Genomic DNA, 16,994 nt, shown 5'->3' on the forward strand with positions numbered 1-16,994 from the left:
GCTCCTACAGGCGTCAGGGCTTGCCCCCTCCCACATTTGACCCGGTCAAGACTTCAGGTTGTGACCATCTCAGCCTTAAGCAGCGCCTCTTTGGCCTGCGCATCCGCCAACCGATACAACTCGATATGCCCATCCCAGTGCTCGATCAACGCCGTGCACGATTCCACCCAATCCCCGCAGTTCAGGTAATCCACCTCGCCCACCTTGCGGATCTCGGCATGATGGATATGCCCGCACACCACCCCATGCAGCTCACGCTTGGTTACCTCGTGGGCGATGGCCTCTTCGAAATCGCTGATAAAACTCACGGCGGTTTTCACCTTGTGCTTCAAGTACGCCGACAGCGACCAATAACCGTAGCCATAGCGCGCCCGCCAATGATTGAGCCAGCGGTTCAGGGTCAGGGTGAATTCGTAGGCCGAGTCCCCCAGGAAGGCGAGCCAGCGGTGGTAACGGGTGATCACGTCGAACTGATCGCCGTGAATCACCAGCAGATGACGACCGTCCGCCGTGACATGCACCGCCTCGTCCACCAGTTGGATATTGCCCAGGATCAGCTTGGAATAGCGCCTGAGAAATTCGTCATGGTTACCGGTGACATAGATCACCTCGGTGCCGCGCTTGGCCATGGTCAGCAGGCGACGGATCACATTGGTGTGAGCCTGGGGCCAATACATGCCGCCACGCATTTTCCAACCATCGATAATGTCGCCCACCAGGTACACCTTGTCGGCGTGATAACCCTTGAGAAACTGCGATAGATGCTCGGCCTGGCAGTCCCGAGTGCCCAGATGCACGTCGGAAATCCACAGGGTTCGCACCCGTTGCTTGCGGCTGGGTTTGGCGAATTCGGCACGGGTCATGGGGGTCCCTCGACGCTGTTTTCGCGAGCTTGCGCCCTGGTGGTTAATAGCCCATGACAACTGCGCGTCAGTCTGATGACAACGCTTGGCCGCCCCTAAGCGATGTAGACTGGGGACTTGCCGCCCAGGAGAGCGCAATGAGCCCCAGTCTTACGCTTCGCCAGTACACCGATGCCCCCATCGCCCACAGCCATGACCATGCACAATTGGTGTTTGGCCTGTCCGGGCGCCTGGATTTCGAAGTGGATGGCTGCGCTGATCAGGTGCAGGAAAGCAGCGTGATGATCCTGCCGTTTGCCGCTCACCACGCCTGCGGCAGCCGCGACGGTAGCCGCTGCCTGGTGCTGGATGTGCCAACCGAGCATTGGCTGCTGCAGACACTGGGTGACCACGCCGATGCCAGTCGCCGCCTGCTCGACCGGCCGGCCCGGCTGGCGCTGGATTCGCGCCAGCACCAGTTGGTGCAATGGCTGGCCGGCAGCCCGATACAGGATCCATTGATCGCCCGGCAAGGCGCGCTGCTGCTGCTCGCCAGCCTCAATCATCCGCAGGCGATGCCACCGCCGGGGCGGCGCCTGCCTTATGCCGCGTTCAACGCGCATATCGAACGCCACGCCGCTCACCCCCTGCATGTCGCGGACCTGGCACGGATTGCCTGCCTGTCGGTGGCGCGCCTGCACGCGCGCTTCATGCTCGAATGCGGGCAGACCCCCATGGATTACGTGCGCCACCAGCGCCTGCAAATGGCATTGACGCTGCTGCGCGAGACGCCGCTGCCCGTGGGTGAGATCGCCGCACGCGTGGGCTACCGCTCGCAAAGTGCCTTCGCTGCCGCCATGTTGCGCGAGTTTGGCGCCTCGCCGGGCACAATGCGGCGAACGTCATAGGAAGAGTTTCGCGCTAAAAATCGCGAGCCGCACGACAGACATCCCTTTCACCCAACCTCTAGACTGGTGGTCACTTTCGTTGGCAGGCATCGTAATGACTCCCCGCTCAGCCCTCGGCGCCCTGCATATCGGCGCATTGATGTTCGGCCTTACCGGCGTGTTCGGCAAACTGGCGGCCGCCTCACCGTCCATCATCGTATTCGGGCGTGCCGCGTTTGCGGTGATTGCCCTGGCGGTGTTCGCGCGCTTTGCCAGCAATGCGCCGTGGAAACACCTGCAGATGCGCGACTGGCGCCGCCTGCTGGTCAGCGGCGTGCTGCTTGCCGCGCACTGGGTGACCTTCTTCATCGCCGTCAAGGTCGCCGGGGTGGCCGTGGCAACCCTGGGGTTCGCCGCCTTCCCGGCCTTTACGGTGATCCTTGAAGGGCTGATCTTCCGCGAGCGGATTCGCGCCAATGAAATGGTGCTGGTAGCGCTGGTCAGCATCGGCCTGGTGCTGGTGACCCCGGACTTCAACCTGGCCAGCGACGCCACGGGCGGCTTGCTCTGGGGCATCGCATCGGGGCTGCTGTTCGCCTTGTTGTCATTGAACAACCGCGCCAGCTCCGGACGCATTCCGGCGGTACAGGCCGCGCTGTGCCAGAACGTGGTGGTCGCGGTCTGCCTGTTGCCCGTGGCGGCGCCGGGGCTGGCGGATGTGCGCGCACTGGACTGGCTGTGGATCGGCCTGCTCGGGGTGTTCTGTACCGGCCTGGCCCACAGCCTGTTCGTCGCCAGCCTGGCCGTGATCAAGGCGCGCACCGCCTCGGTGGTGTTTGCCATGGAACCGGTCTACGGCATCACCGTGGCCTGGCTGCTGTTTGCCGAAACGCCTACCCTGCGCATGCTACTGGGTGGCGCGTTGATCATCGTCGCCATCGTGCTGTCCGGCCTGATGGGCAGCGCGAGCCAGGCCAAACAGCCGGTGGCGACCTGACGTCACTGCGTGCGGTCGTTATGCCCCAGGTCGCGCTGCGGGTCGATCTGATCGCGCACACGCTGCTTGAGCACCTTGGCTTCCGGAAAACCGCCATCGGCCTTGCGCTCCCAGATCTGTACAGCGTTGCAGGTGATACGAAACGCGCCGCCGGTTGACGGCTCCAGCGACACCCTGCCCAGGTCCTCGGCAAACGTACTCAACAATTCCTGGGCCAGCCACGCGGCACGCAACAGCCACTGGCACTGGGTGCAATAGGTGATCACGATCTCGGGTTTGCTGGCGGACATAACGTGAAAGGCTCCTGGGTGACAGCGTCAGTGGATCGAGTGGCTATAATACCGGCCTTTATCGCCCAGCCTCGAGATTCATGATGCGCCGCTTGTTGTCCTGCCTGTTCCTGTGCCTGCTTCCCCTTCTCGCCGACGCCGTTGAAAGCCCGCGCCCGAAAATCGGCCTGGTGCTGTCCGGCGGCGCCGCCCGTGGCCTGGCGCATATCGGCGTGCTCAAGGCGCTGGAAGAACAAGGTATCCAGGTCGACGCGATTGCCGGCACCAGCATGGGCGCGGTGATTGGCGGGCTGTACGCCTCGGGCTACAAGATCGACGAGCTGGAAAAACTCGCCCTCAGTATCGACTGGCAACAGGCCCTGTCCGACGCACCGCCCCGGGAAGACGTGCCGTTCAGGCGCAAGCAGGATGACCGCGATTTCCTGGTCAAGCAGAAACTCAGCTTCCGCGACGACGGCAGCCTCGGCCTGCCGCTGGGGGTGATCCAGGGCCAGAACCTGGCGCTGCTGCTGGAAAGCATGTTCGCCCACAGCAGCAACACGCGTAACTTCGACAAACTGCCGATTCCGTTCCGCGCCGTGGCCACCGACATCACCACCGGCGAAAAAGTCGTGTTCAGCAAGGGCCACCTGCCCCAGGTGATACGCGCCAGCATGTCGATCCCCGCGGTGTTCGCGCCGGTGGAGCTGGATGGGCGGCTGCTGGTCGACGGCGGCATGACCGACAACATTCCCCTGGACGTGGCACGGGACATGGGCGTGGACATCGCCATCGTGGTGGACATCGGCACACCGCTGCGCTCACGCAAGCAATTGGCGACCGTGGTCGATGTGCTCAATCAGTCCATCACCCTGATGACCCGGCGCAATTCCGAGGAACAACTCAAGGCCTTGCACCCCAGGGACGTCTTGATCCAACCGCCCCTGGCCGCCTACGGCGTGACGGACTTCGGACGCGCCAGGGACATGATCGATGCCGGCTACCGCGCCACCCGCGCCCTCGACCTGCGCCTGGCACACCTGCGCCCCGCTGAGCCGGTCGATGCGCAACTGACCGCCGCCCGCACCCCGGGCGAACGCACGCCGATCATCACCGCGATCGACGTGGAAAACGACTCCAAGGTCAGCGACGACGTGATCCGCTACTACATCCGCCAGACGTTGGGCGAACCGCTCAACCTGGGCCGCCTGCAATCGGACATGGGCACGCTGTACGGCCTGGACTACTTCGAGCAGGTGCAATACCGCGTGGTGAAAAAGGGCAAGGACAATACCCTGGTCATCAGCGCGCGCGGCAAACGCAGCGGCACCGACTACCTGCGCCTGGGGCTGAACCTGTCGGATGACATGCGCGGCGACAGCGCCTTCAACCTTGGCGCCAGCTACCGAGTAAACGGGATCAACCGCCTCGGCGCCGAATGGCTCACGCGGGTGCAGATCGGTGACCGCCAGGAGCTGTACAGCGAGTTCTATCAACCGATGGACACCGGCTCGCGCTACTTTGTCGCGCCCTATATCAGGGCTCAGGCGCAGAACGTCGAACTGACCCTGGACAACGACCCGATTTCTGAATACCGGCTGGAGCGCTACGGTTTCGGCCTGAACGTCGGGCGGCAGATCGGCAACAGCGGCGAAATCCGCTTCGGCGTGGGAGAAGCCTGGGGCAAGGCGGACGTGCGCATCGGCGATCGCGACCTGCCGAGCGTGAGCTTCAGCGAGGGCTTCTATGAGTTGAAATACTCGTTCGATTCTTTCGATAACGTGTACTTCCCGCACACCGGCGAAGACATCGGCCTGGCCTTCCGTGAGTTCACGCCCGGGCTGGGTTCGGACCAGCGCTATCGCCAATGGGAGTTCAAGCTGGACAAAGCCATGAGCCACGGCCCCGACACGCTGATCCTCGGTGGCCGCTACGGACGCACCCTGGATGATTCGGACGTGGTGGTTTCCAGCTTCCTGCTGGGCGGCGCGCGACAATTGTCAGGCTTTCGCGAGGATGCGATCTCGGCCCAGAACATCAGCCTGATGCGCGCGGTGTACTACCGCCGCCTGACGCCACGCTCGTACCTGCCGCTGGATTTTCCGCTGTACCTCGGGGCCTCGGTGGAACGGGGCCGGGCGTGGAACAACGACAATGCGTTCGACAGCGGCTACATCAACGCGGCAAGCATATTCCTCGGCTTTGATACGCCGCTGGGGCCGTTGAATTTCAGCTATGGGTTCAATGATGACAACCAGAAGGCGGTGTACCTGAACCTCGGCCAGACCTTCTAGAACGCTGCGCAAATCAAATGTGGGAGGGGGCTTGCCCCCGATGGCGGTGTATCAGTCAAAAATGCTCCAACTGCCCCCCCTCACACATTCTTGATCTTCACTGGAATCAGGACTTTTCCAGATTCGCCAGGATGTGCCCATGGACGCGCATGCATACGCGCAGATCCTCTTCGTCCACCCCCACGAACAGTTCATGGCGCAACGCCGTGGCGATGGTCTCGATCTGGTCGATCAGCGGGCGCGCCGTGTCACACAGCAGGATACGTTTGGCGCGGCGGTCTTCCACGACGGCCTGGCGTTGCACCAGGCCCTGACCTTCCAGGCTGTCGAGCAAACGCGCCAGGGTTGGCCCTTCCACGCCGACACTTTGTGCCAGTTCACGCTGGGTGGGTGCTTCGGTAAAACGCGCCAGGTGCAGCAGCACCAGCCATCGCGCCTGGGACAAGCCCAGCCCCGCCAAGCGGCGGTCCAGCTCGGCGCGCCAACCTCGGGACATTTGCGCCAACTGCATGCCAAAACGGTGTTGATCGGTTAACGGCATAAAAAACTCATGATTTAGACTGAAAATAAAGTGTGGCTAATTATTAGTCAGCTAAGCATGAGCCATGCCAGGAGGCAAGGCCCGGTATGTACTGATTCGTTACATTGTCGTAATCGCCACACTAAATTTCGAATTCCGACTGCAAAGCGGCACGTACGCAGTACAAAACACCCTCGGGAACCCGTCCGGCAAACAGCGGCGCGATCTCCGCGACAGGTGGCAATTCGCCCTCCCCGTCGAGAAAGGCATCCTGGATTTCGCCAAGCAAATCCTCCGGCAAATCAAGGGCCTGCTCCAGGGACAATTGCTGCTTGCCGATGGCTTCGGCCAGCAACGTATACACATTCTTTTCCGAGCATTGCAGTTGGCCGGCGATCTGGATCGGGGTCATACCGGCGCGGGCCAGGCTGATCAGTTCGTGGCGGATATCGGCGATTTCCTTCGGTGCTTCGGCCTGGCCGCCGAGCACCTCGAGGAAGGCCTGGCCATAACGCTCCAGCTTGCGTGCGCCCACGCCGCTGACCCTGGCCATTTCGGCCATGCTGGTGGGCTGCTCGCGCAGCATCTCGAGCAAGGTCGAGTCGGGGAAGATGACGTAGGGCGGCACGCTGTGCTCCTGCGCCAGCTTGCGCCGCAGGGTCCGCAAGGCTTCCCACTGTTCGCGCTCCTCGCCACGCACCAGCTGGCTGGCCTGGCTGGTGCTGCTCTTGGCGGTGGTCTGCGGCTTGAGGTCGCGGCGCAGTTCCAGGCTGACTTCGCCCTTGAGCAAGGGCCGGCAGCTGTCGTTAAGGCGCAGGCCACCGTAGCCCTCGATATCGATGTCGACCAGCCCGCGCGCGACCATCTGGCGGAACAGCGAACGCCATTCGCCTTCGGCGCGGGCCTTGCCGACGCCGTAGACCGAGAGTTTCTCATGGCCGAAGCTGCGGACCTTTTCGTTGTCCTTGCCCAGCAATACATCCACCAGGTGACCGACGCCATAGCGCTGGCCGGTGCGGTAGATCGTCGACAACGCCTGGCGCGCCGGCTCGGTAGCGTCCCAGGTCTGCACGCCATCGATGCAGTTATCGCAGTGGCCGCACGGTTGCGGCATGTCTTCATCGAAATACGCCAGCAGCGTCTGGCGGCGGCAGCGGGTCTCTTCACACAGCGAGAGCATCGCGTCGAGCTTGTGCTGCTCCAGGCGCTTGTGGCGCTCATCGCCTTCGGAGTTCTGCAGCATCTGCTTGAGCATCACCACGTCCTGCAGGCCGTAGACCATCCAGGCATCCGCCGGCAGGCCGTCACGGCCGGCGCGGCCGGTTTCCTGGTAATAGGCCTCAAGAGACTTGGGCAGGTCCATGTGCGCCACGAAACGCACGTTGGATTTGTCGATACCCATGCCGAAGGCGATGGTCGCCACCATGATCAGGCCTTCCTCGTTGAGGAAGCGCTTCTGGTGCGCCGAGCGTGTTTCGTTGGGCAAGCCGGCGTGATAGGGCAACGCCGGGTAACCCTGTTCACAGAGGAACGCGGCGACTTCATCGACCTTCTTGCGTGACAGGCAATAAACGATGCCCGCATCGCTGCGCCGCTCGGAGAGAAACGCGAGCAACTGCTTGCGCGGCTGCTCCTTGGGCACGATGCGGTAGAAAATATTCGGGCGGTCAAAGCTCGACAGGAAGCGCTCGGCGTTCTGCAAATGCAGGCGCTCGACGATTTCTTCGCGGGTACGCTTGTCGGCGGTGGCGGTCAGGGCGATACGCGGCACATCGGGGAACAGCTCCGCCAGTTGACCGAGCTGCAGGTATTCGCGGCGGAAATCGTGGCCCCATTGCGACACACAGTGGGCTTCGTCGATGGCGAACAGGGCGATTTCCAGGCTTTGCAGGAACGCCAGCATGCGCGGCTGCACCAGCCGCTCCGGCGCCAGGTAGAGCATCTTCACTTCGCCGCGCTTGATCCGCGCGGCCAGGTCGCGCTGCTGCTCGGCGCTGAGGGTGGAGTTCAAGGCAGCGGCGGCGACACCCAGTTCTTCCAGGGTGGCGACCTGATCATCCATCAATGCGATCAGCGGCGACACCACCACGGCCAGGCCATTGCGCAACAGCGCCGGCACCTGGAAGCACAACGACTTGCCGCCGCCGGTAGGCATCAGGACCAGGGCATCGCCGCCACTGGCCACGCGCTCAATGATCGCACCCTGGCGGCCACGAAAACTGTCGTAGCCGAAGATGTCCTTGAGGACGCGTTGAGCCTGCTCGAGCATGTAAAACTCCAAAATGGTGCGCAAATCCCTCTGTACAGGCTGGCCGAAAAAACCCGCTTTCATGGAAAATAATCCGTAAGCGAAGTTTTCCCGGATTGCCGCATGGCCTGCAGGGGCATCACAAAACGCGGCAGTATACCCGAGCGTTCGCCGGCAAAGGGCGTGACTGACGAATAGACCACCGCTGTTTAAAACCAGGCAAATATGCCGTGCGGCTGGCCTGGGCGCTCAAGAACGCCTAGAATTCAGCATCGTTTATTCCCAAGGTAACTCTTCAATGTCCTTCGCTGAGCAACTAACCCGCCTGCAAGCCTTCCTCGACGCCGATGAGCTGCATGACGAGGCGCTGGACTACGTGGCCGCCCACGGCTACCTGACCGCGCTGTCGATCTGCTCCGAAGTCGTCCCCGACCGTGAGTGGATCGACGCGCTGTTCGCCGAAGAACCCCATTACGCCGACGACGCCCAGCGCGAAGAAATCGAAGCCACCCTGCTGGCGCTCAAGGCCCACATCAGTCGCCAGCTGGCTTCCGATGAAGAGTTCGAGCTGCCGTGCGAACTGGACCTGGGCGACGATCCGGACGACTCCGACCTGCGCGGCTGGTGCATCGGCTTCATGGAAGGCGTGTTCCTGCGCGAAGCCGCCTGGTTCGAAACCGCCGAGGAAGAAGTCAGCGAAATGCTCCTGCCGATCATGGTCGGTTCGGGGCTTTTTGAAGAAGAAGCCGAGTTTTCCGATATCGCCGCCGACGCCAACCTGATGGACGACATGATCGTGCAGATCCCGGAAGCCCTCACCGCGCTGTACCTGCTGTGCAACGCGCCTGACGAAAAACCGGCGATCCTCAAACCACGTCACCACTGAGTCGCTAGCCCGTGGACCCCATGGGCAAGCGCTCGCCGCTCCTGCGTTACGCGCTGCTGGCTATCGGCTGGCTGAGCGTAGCGCTCGGGGTGATCGGCATTTTCCTACCGGTATTGCCGACGACCCCCTTTCTCCTGCTGGCTGCCGCCTGCTTCGCTCGAAGCTCCCCGCGCTTCTACCACTGGCTGGTGGAACACCCGCGCCTGGGGCCCTGGATCCGTGATTACCTGGACGGCAATGGCATCCCGCTCAAGGGCAAGGTCTACGCCATCGGCTTGATGTGGCTGAGTATCACCGTGTCCTGCTACCTGGTGCCGTTGCCGTGGGCACGCGGGTTCATGCTGACCAGCGCGGTGCTGGTGACAATTTATATCCTGCGCCAGAAAACCCTGCCCCCTCGCTGAGCCGCGACATCACGTCGCGCTCAGACCTTGGTCGACACTGACTAACCCCAAGCATCATGCGAGACTGTCCGACCGGGCCCGCACCGCCCGGGTGTCCCTATGCTCGGAGTTACCATGACGCTGTCCAGCGGGCTGATCGCCGCCGTTGCCCTGGCCTATATGGCCATTATGTTTGCCATCGCCTTTTACGGTGACCGCCGCCATGCGCCGCTGCCGCCGCGTGTGCGTGCGTGGGTGTATAGCTTGTCGCTGGCGGTGTATTGCACCAGTTGGACGTTCTTCGGCGCGGTGGGCCAGGCGGCCGAACAGCTGTGGGCATTCTTGCCGATCTACCTGGGCCCGGTGCTGTTGCTGGTGCTCGCGCCCTGGGTGCTGCAGAAGATGATTCTGATCAGCAAGCAGGAAAACATCACCTCCATCGCCGACTTTATCGCCGCACGCTACGGCAAATCCCAGTCCCTGGCGGTGGTGGTCGCGTTGATCTGCCTGGTCGGCGTATTGCCTTATATCGCCCTGCAGCTCAAAGGCATCGTGCTCGGCGTGAACCTGTTGATTGGCTCCGGGCCCGACACCACGGGCACGCGGGCCCAGGACACCGCCTTGGTGGTGTCGCTGGTGCTGGCGCTGTTCACCATCGTATTCGGTACCCGCAACCTCGACGCCACCGAACACCACCGGGGCATGGTCCTGGCGATTGCCTTTGAATCGCTGGTCAAGCTGTTCGCGTTTCTGGCGGTCGGCGCGTTTGTAACCTACGGGCTGTACGACGGTTTCGGCGATCTGTTCAGCCAGGCGATGCTCGCACCACGCCTGGAGGAATACTGGAAGGAGACCATCAACTGGCCGTCGATGGTGGTGCAGACCGGCGTCGCGATGATGGCGATCATCTGCCTGCCTCGGCAATTTCATGTGACGGTGGTGGAGAATATCGACCCGCAGGACTTGCGCCTGGCCAAGTGGGTGTTCCCGGCTTATTTGATCCTTGCCGCGCTGTTCGTGATCCCCATTGCCCTCGGTGGCAAGATGCTGTTGCCAGGCTCGGTGCTGCCCGATTCCTACGTGATCAGCCTGCCGATGGCCGAAGCCCACCCGGCCCTCGCCGTACTGGCCTTTATCGGCGGCGCCTCGGCGGCCACCGGCATGGTGATCGTGGCCAGCATTGCGCTGTCGACCATGGTCTCCAACGACATGCTGCTGCCCTGGCTGTTGCGCCGCTCCAGCGCCGAACGGCCGTTCGAAGTGTTCCGCCACTGGATGCTGTCGGTGCGCCGGGTCAGCATCGTGATCATTTTGCTGCTGGCCTATGTGAGCTACCGACTGCTGGGCTCTACCGCGAGCCTGGCGACCATCGGCCAGATCGCGTTTGCCGCCGTGACCCAGCTGGCCCCGGCGATGCTCGGCGCGCTGTACTGGAAACAGGCCAACCGGCGCGGGGTATTCGCGGGCCTGGCGGCGGGTACGTTCCTGTGGTTCTACACCCTGGTCCTACCGGTTACCGCGAAAAGCCTGGGCTGGTCGCTGAGCCTTTTCCCCGGCCTCACCTGGATGCACTCGCATCCGTTCGGCTTTTCCGTGACCTCGCTGACCTTGGGCACCGTGTTCTCCCTGGCGGGTAATTTCACGTTGTTTGTATGGGTGTCGATGCTGTCGCGCACGCGGGTCTCCGAGCATTGGCAGGCGGGGCGCTTTATCGGTCAGGAAATCAGCCAGCGCGCCAGCGCCCGTTCCATGTTGTCGGTACAGATCAGCGACCTGCTCAGCCTGTCGGCGCGCTTTGTCGGTGAAGAACGGGCCCAGCAGAGCTTTATCCGGTTTGCCTATCGCCAGGGCAAAGGCTTCAACCCCAACCAGAATGCCGACAACGACTGGATCGCCCACACCGAGCGTTTGCTGGCCGGCGTACTCGGCGCGTCGTCCACGCGCGCCGTGGTCAAAGCCGCCATTGAAGGGCGGGACATGCAGCTGGAGGACGTGGTACGCATCGCCGACGAAGCGTCCGAGGTGCTGCAATTCAACCGCGCCCTGCTGCAGGGTGCGATCGAAAACATCACCCAGGGCATCAGCGTGGTGGATCAGTCACTCAAGCTGGTGGCCTGGAACCGGCGCTACCTGGAGCTGTTCAACTATCCCGACGGCTTGATCAGTGTCGGTCGGCCGATTGCCGACATCATCCGCTACAACGCCGAGCGCGGCCTGTGCGGCCCCGGTGAGGCACAAGTGCATGTGGCGCGACGCCTGCACTGGATGCGCCAGGGCCGTGCGCACACGTCAGAGCGGCTGTTTCCCAACGGACGGGTAATCGAATTGATCGGCAACCCGATGCCAGGCGGCGGGTTTGTCATGAGTTTCACCGACATTACCGCGTTCCGCGAAGCCGAACAGGCGCTGACCGAGGCCAACGAAGGCCTGGAGCAACGGGTGACCGAGCGCACCCATGAACTGTCGCAGCTCAACGTCGCACTGACCGAGGCCAAGGGCGTGGCCGAATCCGCCAGCCAGTCGAAGACCCGCTTTCTGGCCGCCGTCAGCCACGACTTGATGCAACCGCTGAACGCCGCACGCCTGTTCTCCGCCGCCCTGTCCCATCAGCATGAAGGCCTTTCCAGCGAAGCCCGGCAACTGGTGCAGCACTTGGACAGTTCGTTGCGCTCGGCCGAGGATCTGATCAGCGACTTGCTGGATATCTCGCGCCTGGAAAACGGCAAGATCAATCCACAACGCCAGCCGTTCGTCCTCAACGAGTTATTCGACACCCTGGGCGCCGAATTCAAGGCATTGGCCCAAGAGCAAGGCTTGCGCTTTCGTTTGCGCGGCAGTCGCCTGCGGGTGGACAGCGACATCAAGTTGCTGCGGCGGATCCTGCAGAATTTCCTGACCAACGCCTTTCGTTATGCCGACGGGCCGGTACTGCTGGGCGTACGTCGCCGCCAGGGCCAGTTGTGCCTGGAAGTCTGGGACCGTGGCCCCGGCATCCCGCTGGATAAACAGAAAGTGATTTTCGAAGAATTCAAGCGCCTGGACAGTCACCAGACCCGCGCCGAAAAGGGCCTGGGCCTGGCGATCGCCGACGGCCTGTGCCGCGTGCTGGGCCATCGCCTGAGCGTACGCTCGTGGCCGGGCAAGGGCAGCGTGTTCAGTGTGCGTGTGCCGTTGGCGCGTAACCAGACCGCTGCACCGGTCAAGGCCGCGCAGGAAAATGGCCTGCCACTCAGCGGCGCGCACATACTGTGCGTGGATAACGAAGAAAGCATCTTGATCGGCATGCGCAGCTTGCTGACACGCTGGGGTTGCGAGGTGTGGACCGCCACTGACCAGGCGCAATGCGCGGCCCTGTTGGCTGAAGGCATGCGCCCGCAACTCGCGTTGGTGGATTACCACCTGGACCACGGCGAGACCGGTACTGAATTGATGGGCTGGCTGCGCGCCGAATTGGCCGAGCCGATTCCCGGCGTGGTCATCAGTGCCGATGGGCGTGCGGAGATGGTGGCCAAGGTGCATGCGGCGGGGCTGGATTACCTGGCCAAGCCGGTGAAACCGGCGGCGTTGCGGGCGCTGTTGAGTCGGCATTTGCCCCTTTAATTCAAGTGTACTCCGTACAAATGTGGGAGGGGCGGTGCGACGATTCGACTTGCCCCCGATGGCGGCCTCTGGGCCGACTAGGATGTTGGATCAGATCGAGTACATATCCATTATTTAGGTAACGGCCACTTAGGGTTCCGCCCTGACGGCGGCTCACTTTTGAAAAGCGCAAAAGTAAGCAAAACGCTCTTGCCCCACCACTCGGCACCTCGCCTAGGCTCGGTGTGCCCTCTCTCCGGCTTGAATCCGTGGGCCGCCGCAATGGGCCATCCATGGCCCAGTGCGGCTAACCCGGCGTCCTGCCGGGTTGCCCACGGATTCAAGCCTGCGTTCGGCCAGCGTGGTTTAACGGGGCGCCTAGGATCACAAGCAGATCAAGATCAAGATCAAGATCAAGAGCGACTCGCTTCGCATCGTGGTTACGGTTGGGCGCTGCTGAGTTGTGTAGATATCTATGGCCATCGGGGGCAAGCCCCCTCCCACATTTTGATCTGCGTTTTCATTCGGGTAGATGCGCCACGCCGTCAGAATCGGTCATTGCCCTTTCAAGCAAATCCGCCGGCAAACTCTTGCTCGCTCGGGCACCGAGCAGTCTCAACTGCTCGGTGCGACTGACCAGATTCCCGCGTCCGTCCGTCAGTTTGTTGCGCGCTGCGCTGTAAGCCTTATCCAACTGTTGCAGGCGATTACCCACTTCGTCCAGATCCTGGATAAACAGCACGAACTTGTCATACAACCAACCGGCGCGCTCGGCGATTTCCCGCGCGTTCTGGCTCTGACGCTCCTGCTTCCACAGGCTGTCGATCACCCGCAGGGTGGCCAGCAAGGTGGTCGGGCTGACAATCACGATATGGCGGTCAAAGGCTTCCTGGAACAGGTTCGGCTCGGCTTGCAGCGCTGCGGAAAACGCCGCTTCGATCGGCACGAACAACAGCACGAAATCCAGGCTGTGCAAGCCTTCCAGGCGCTTGTAATCCTTGCCGGCCAAGCCTTTGACGTGATTGCGCAAGGACAGCACATGCTGTTTCAACGCCGCCTGGCCAATCACCTCGTCATCCGCTGCGACGTACTGCTGGTAGGCGGTCAGGCTGACCTTGGAGTCCACCACCACCTGCTTGTCGCCCGGCAACATGATCAGCACGTCCGGCTGGAAGCGTTCGCCATCCGGGCCCTTGAGGCTGACCTGGGTCTGATACTCGCGACCTTTTTCCAGCCCCGCATGTTCCAGCACCCGCTCAAGGATCAGCTCGCCCCAGTTACCCTGGGTTTTCTGGCCTTTAAGGGCGCGGGTCAGGTTGGTGGCTTCGTCCGACAGGCGCAGGTTCAATTGCTGCAGGCGTTCAAGCTCCTTGGCCAGGGAAAAGCGTTCGCGGGCTTCGTTCTGGTAGCTTTCTTCAACGCGCTTCTCGAAGGACTGGATGCGTTCCTTGAGCGGGTCGAGTAACTGCCCGAGCCGCTCCTGACTGGTTTCGGCAAAGCGTTGTTCGCGCTCGTCGAAAATCTTCCCGGCGAGTTCGGCGAACTGCGCGCGCAGCTCATCGCGGGAACCTTGCAGGTCGGCGAGACGTTGTTGATGGCTGTCCTGCTGTTCCCGCAGCTCGGCGCGCAGGGCCGCGGCCAGGGCGTCAAGGCGGCGCAGTTCGGTTTCCTTGGCGCTGCGGTCGATATTCCAGGCGTGGGCGGCGTCGCGGGCGTTATCGCGGTCGATCTGCAACAGCTCGACTTCGCGGCGTACCGCAGCCAGGTCGGCCTGCTTGGCGGCATTGGCCTGGCTCAGATCGCTGATCTCGTCGCGGCTGGCATCCAACTGCGCGGCAAGCCCTTCCTGGGCCAGTTGCGCGGTGGCCAGGCGCTCTTCCAGCAACTCCCAGCCGGTGGTGCGCGCGGTCAGCCGCCGTTGAAGCTGCCAGCACCACGCCAGTAACGGCAGGGCTGCGCCCGCAAGGCCGAGGGCGACACTGGTCCAGTCGAACACCATAGTCATTTCTGCCTTCACCCAAAAACAGCAAGGTTAACCAAGCAAGGCACGGGAGGACAGCTCAGTCTTCGACCTGGCCCAATTCGCGCTGGGCGCGGCGATCACCGGCACGGGCCGCCGAACGCAGCAGGTCCTGGCCGATACGCCGGTCGCGGGCATTTCCGCATTCACGGCACATCAGTTGGCCCAGGCGGCTCTGTGCGGCCACCACGCCTTCACGGGCAGGCTGCTTGAGCAGACGGCCGGCCAAGTGCTTGATGTTGGTACTCTGCCCCAGGCGCGGGCTGTCGAGCAGCCACAAGGCGACTTTCAACGAGAAGCGCTTGGGCGCGGTAACAGTTTGGGGAGTGTCGGTAACAGAAGGTGATACTGAGCGAAACTTCATAAAGCACTGTGGGGCAGACCGGAAGGCGCGCCACTCTACTCTTTTTTTCGTACAGGTAAAGCTGAAAAAACGCTGCACGCCCGTTCTAGAGCAAGCGCTTGGGACAATCCACAGAAGCTGTGGATAACTCAGTGGACAACCCCGCTTTAACTCGCGCAAAGCCCCATGGAACGGGGGCCGCAGTCAAACTGACGATTTTTTCACCAATAAAAAAAAGCCAGATTTTTCATTGACTTAAATTTTGATTGCAGGCAAATGAGCGGGCTCCGGGGCCGCTGCCCCTGAAGTTACACAAGCTGCGACAAATGTGCACAACTACCCAGTCAATGGTTATATCGCGGGCCTTTTTGCTCCGACAGGCCGGGAAAATGTTACTGCCTGCAGGCCTGGGGACTTTTCAAAGCGGTCGCCGCTCGCCACACTTCTCCACCGACAACGCAACCGTGCAGGGCCGATGAAAGGAATTCTGTTATTCGCCACGTTGCTGCTGGCCATTTGTGCGACATCCCTGGCCATCAATGCGCTGTTACCGTCCCCGGACGGCGCGCTGTTTGCCATCGCTATCCTGGTATCCGCCGCTCTGACCGCATCAAGTCTGTGCATCGAACTGGGAGAAGGCGGGATCGGCGACATGCGTGATGTCATTCGGGTCATCGAGACCGGCAAGTCCTTGAGGCTGACCCTCGCCGCCTACGCACTCGGTTGTACGTTGGCCGCGTCGATCACCGTGCTGGTCTATCGCGGGCTGCTGGGGGGCTGATCGGGATTTTTTTTACGGGACCACTTCCCTTCCCTGTTTCGATCCGTTACTATCCGCGGCGTTAGTACCAAGCTGAAAGTCAATTCTGGTCGAACATATCCCTGAATCACATGGGATCGACCACCTCGATGGTTTCCAGGTATCACTTGCGACGACACGGCCTTTGAACAAGCAAAGGGTGTCGCGAAGTCTCCATACTCTGACCGAACCAACCTGCAAATTGATCAGGATCTTCACCCGGGGCCCAGAACCTTTGCCCCTGTTGTGTTGCCTGCCCTCCTAAGTACCTACCTGCCAGCCCAAGCGCGCCTCATTCAATAGCGCTTCAAACTGGCTGCTTTGTTCCAGTCGGGTTCTTCGTTTGATCAATGGTGATCAACGTCACTGGAACGTTTTAATACGGCACGGTTCTTATCTGTGTCATTTGTAGGAACACCCATAATATGAACGCTCAAATCCATACTCAGGATGCCATTCGCACCCTCACCAATGCTTTTGCCCCAATGAACTGCCTGATCATGGCCGCTCGCAAAGGCTGCTTCAGCTTCACCCTGGTCAACGAACACGGCATCGCGCGTCACAGCGAACGCCTGTACCCCGATCAATACTCCAGCGCTGAACCGCTGCAGGCCGTGATCGAGCGTACCCGTCAGGCATTGATTGCCTGATCGACCCGAGTCGCTGAAACACAAAACCCTGTCTGAAAAACAGGGTTTTTTATTGCCTGGAATTCACCCAAAAAATTCTTACTAATCACAAATAGATATAAACGTTATAACCGAATAACAAAGATGTTTTAAAAACAGTCCTTTACAGGTTGAATATGACACTACACTTCAACTCAAGCGGCATGATCCGCTTGCGACGGGCCTGAGATCCGATTCACCGCTGCCAAGCCCGCCTTCTCGGGCCCGTCATTATTAAAAATATTTCACCCTCAAGAAC

The 16,994-nt window shown here is 61.6% G+C and carries 14 protein-coding genes; 8 read left to right on the forward strand and 6 right to left on the reverse strand.

Going from position 1 to position 16,994, the window contains the following annotated elements; genetic code table 11:
• Positions 1 to 53: 53 nt before the first annotated feature.
• Positions 54 to 863: a UDP-2,3-diacylglucosamine diphosphatase gene (locus tag J1G34_RS11770; RefSeq protein WP_065884526.1), complete on the reverse strand. Its 810-nt coding sequence runs from the start codon at positions 861 to 863 to the stop codon at positions 54 to 56.
• Between the two features lie 137 nt (positions 864 to 1,000).
• On the opposite strand from J1G34_RS11770, the gene J1G34_RS11775 reads away from it, so the two are divergent.
• Together J1G34_RS11775 and J1G34_RS11780 are read left to right on the forward strand one after the other, a co-directional pair.
• Positions 1,001 to 1,750: an AraC family transcriptional regulator gene (locus tag J1G34_RS11775; protein ID WP_065893776.1), complete on the forward strand. Its 750-nt coding sequence runs from the start codon at positions 1,001 to 1,003 to the stop codon at positions 1,748 to 1,750.
• Between the two features lie 94 nt (positions 1,751 to 1,844).
• Positions 1,845 to 2,726, forward strand: coding sequence for a DMT family transporter (locus tag J1G34_RS11780; protein ID WP_065893777.1), 882 nt, complete (start codon positions 1,845 to 1,847; stop codon positions 2,724 to 2,726).
• A gap of 2 nt (positions 2,727 to 2,728) precedes the next feature.
• Here J1G34_RS11780 and J1G34_RS11785 read toward each other — a convergent pair whose 3' ends face one another.
• Positions 2,729 to 3,016, reverse strand: a complete 288-nt coding sequence (locus J1G34_RS11785; RefSeq protein ID WP_065884523.1) for an Rdx family protein — start codon at positions 3,014 to 3,016, stop codon at positions 2,729 to 2,731.
• Positions 3,017 to 3,099: 83 nt separating this feature from the next.
• On the opposite strand from J1G34_RS11785, the gene J1G34_RS11790 reads away from it, so the two are divergent.
• The gene (locus J1G34_RS11790; RefSeq protein ID WP_128876497.1) at positions 3,100 to 5,289 is read left to right on the forward strand and encodes a patatin-like phospholipase family protein; all 2,190 of its coding nucleotides are present in this window, start codon (positions 3,100 to 3,102) and stop codon (positions 5,287 to 5,289) included.
• Between the two features lie 106 nt (positions 5,290 to 5,395).
• On the opposite strand, the gene J1G34_RS11795 is transcribed toward J1G34_RS11790, so the two are convergent.
• Positions 5,396 to 5,830 (reverse strand): MarR family transcriptional regulator, encoded by a 435-nt coding sequence (locus J1G34_RS11795; protein WP_065884521.1) that lies wholly within the window; start codon positions 5,828 to 5,830, stop codon positions 5,396 to 5,398.
• 121 nt (positions 5,831 to 5,951) lie between these two features.
• The gene (gene recQ, locus J1G34_RS11800; protein WP_065893782.1) at positions 5,952 to 8,078 is read right to left on the reverse strand and encodes a DNA helicase RecQ; all 2,127 of its coding nucleotides are present in this window, start codon (positions 8,076 to 8,078) and stop codon (positions 5,952 to 5,954) included.
• 277 nt (positions 8,079 to 8,355) lie between these two features.
• On the opposite strand from recQ, the gene J1G34_RS11805 reads away from it, so the two are divergent.
• From J1G34_RS11805 to J1G34_RS11815, 3 genes are all read left to right on the forward strand, one after another.
• Complete coding sequence (locus J1G34_RS11805) at positions 8,356 to 8,943, forward strand: UPF0149 family protein (RefSeq protein WP_057721316.1); 588 nt, start codon at positions 8,356 to 8,358, stop codon at positions 8,941 to 8,943.
• A 20-nt stretch (positions 8,944 to 8,963) separates the two neighbouring features.
• Positions 8,964 to 9,347, forward strand: coding sequence for a YbaN family protein (locus J1G34_RS11810; RefSeq protein ID WP_065893780.1), 384 nt, complete (start codon positions 8,964 to 8,966; stop codon positions 9,345 to 9,347).
• Positions 9,348 to 9,461: 114 nt separating this feature from the next.
• A complete protein-coding gene (locus tag J1G34_RS11815; protein ID WP_222994096.1) occupies positions 9,462 to 12,926 on the forward strand; it encodes a hybrid sensor histidine kinase/response regulator in 3,465 nt (1,154 codons plus the stop codon).
• A gap of 499 nt (positions 12,927 to 13,425) precedes the next feature.
• On the opposite strand, the gene J1G34_RS11820 is transcribed toward J1G34_RS11815, so the two are convergent.
• Together J1G34_RS11820 and J1G34_RS11825 are read right to left on the reverse strand one after the other, a co-directional pair.
• A complete protein-coding gene (locus tag J1G34_RS11820) occupies positions 13,426 to 14,790 on the reverse strand; it encodes a DNA recombination protein RmuC (protein WP_170876030.1) in 1,365 nt (454 codons plus the stop codon).
• A 175-nt stretch (positions 14,791 to 14,965) separates the two neighbouring features.
• Entirely contained in the window at positions 14,966 to 15,289 is a 324-nt protein-coding gene (locus J1G34_RS11825; protein ID WP_065884517.1) for an SEL1-like repeat protein, read from the reverse strand.
• A gap of 454 nt (positions 15,290 to 15,743) precedes the next feature.
• Here J1G34_RS11825 and J1G34_RS11830 point away from each other — a divergent pair, with 454 nt between their 5' ends.
• Positions 15,744 to 16,049 (forward strand): hypothetical protein, encoded by a 306-nt coding sequence (locus tag J1G34_RS11830; protein ID WP_065884516.1) that lies wholly within the window; start codon positions 15,744 to 15,746, stop codon positions 16,047 to 16,049.
• 443 nt (positions 16,050 to 16,492) lie between these two features.
• A complete protein-coding gene (locus J1G34_RS11835) occupies positions 16,493 to 16,717 on the forward strand; it encodes a hypothetical protein (RefSeq protein ID WP_010208698.1) in 225 nt (74 codons plus the stop codon).
• Positions 16,718 to 16,994 lie beyond the last annotated feature (277 nt).

It is taken from the genome of Pseudomonas sp. Wu6 (assembly GCF_019891515.1).
GTDB classification, from domain to species: Bacteria; Pseudomonadota; Gammaproteobacteria; order Pseudomonadales; family Pseudomonadaceae; genus Aquipseudomonas; species Aquipseudomonas orientalis_A.

Coding starts and splice junctions, on each gene's coding strand:
- J1G34_RS11770 (WP_065884526.1), bottom strand. CDS start 863: ATGACCCGTGCCGAATTCGCCAAACCCAGCCGCAAGCAACGGGTGCGA.
- J1G34_RS11775 (WP_065893776.1), top strand. CDS start 1,001: ATGAGCCCCAGTCTTACGCTTCGCCAGTACACCGATGCCCCCATCGCC.
- J1G34_RS11780 (WP_065893777.1), top strand. CDS start 1,845: ATGACTCCCCGCTCAGCCCTCGGCGCCCTGCATATCGGCGCATTGATG.
- J1G34_RS11785 (WP_065884523.1), bottom strand. CDS start 3,016: ATGTCCGCCAGCAAACCCGAGATCGTGATCACCTATTGCACCCAGTGC.
- J1G34_RS11790 (WP_128876497.1), top strand. CDS start 3,100: ATGCGCCGCTTGTTGTCCTGCCTGTTCCTGTGCCTGCTTCCCCTTCTC.
- J1G34_RS11795 (WP_065884521.1), bottom strand. CDS start 5,830: ATGCCGTTAACCGATCAACACCGTTTTGGCATGCAGTTGGCGCAAATG.
- recQ (WP_065893782.1), bottom strand. CDS start 8,078: ATGCTCGAGCAGGCTCAACGCGTCCTCAAGGACATCTTCGGCTACGAC.
- J1G34_RS11805 (WP_057721316.1), top strand. CDS start 8,356: ATGTCCTTCGCTGAGCAACTAACCCGCCTGCAAGCCTTCCTCGACGCC.
- J1G34_RS11810 (WP_065893780.1), top strand. CDS start 8,964: ATGGGCAAGCGCTCGCCGCTCCTGCGTTACGCGCTGCTGGCTATCGGC.
- J1G34_RS11815 (WP_222994096.1), top strand. CDS start 9,462: ATGACGCTGTCCAGCGGGCTGATCGCCGCCGTTGCCCTGGCCTATATG.
- J1G34_RS11825 (WP_065884517.1), bottom strand. CDS start 15,289: ATGAAGTTTCGCTCAGTATCACCTTCTGTTACCGACACTCCCCAAACT.
- J1G34_RS11830 (WP_065884516.1), top strand. CDS start 15,744: ATGAAAGGAATTCTGTTATTCGCCACGTTGCTGCTGGCCATTTGTGCG.
- J1G34_RS11835 (WP_010208698.1), top strand. CDS start 16,493: ATGAACGCTCAAATCCATACTCAGGATGCCATTCGCACCCTCACCAAT.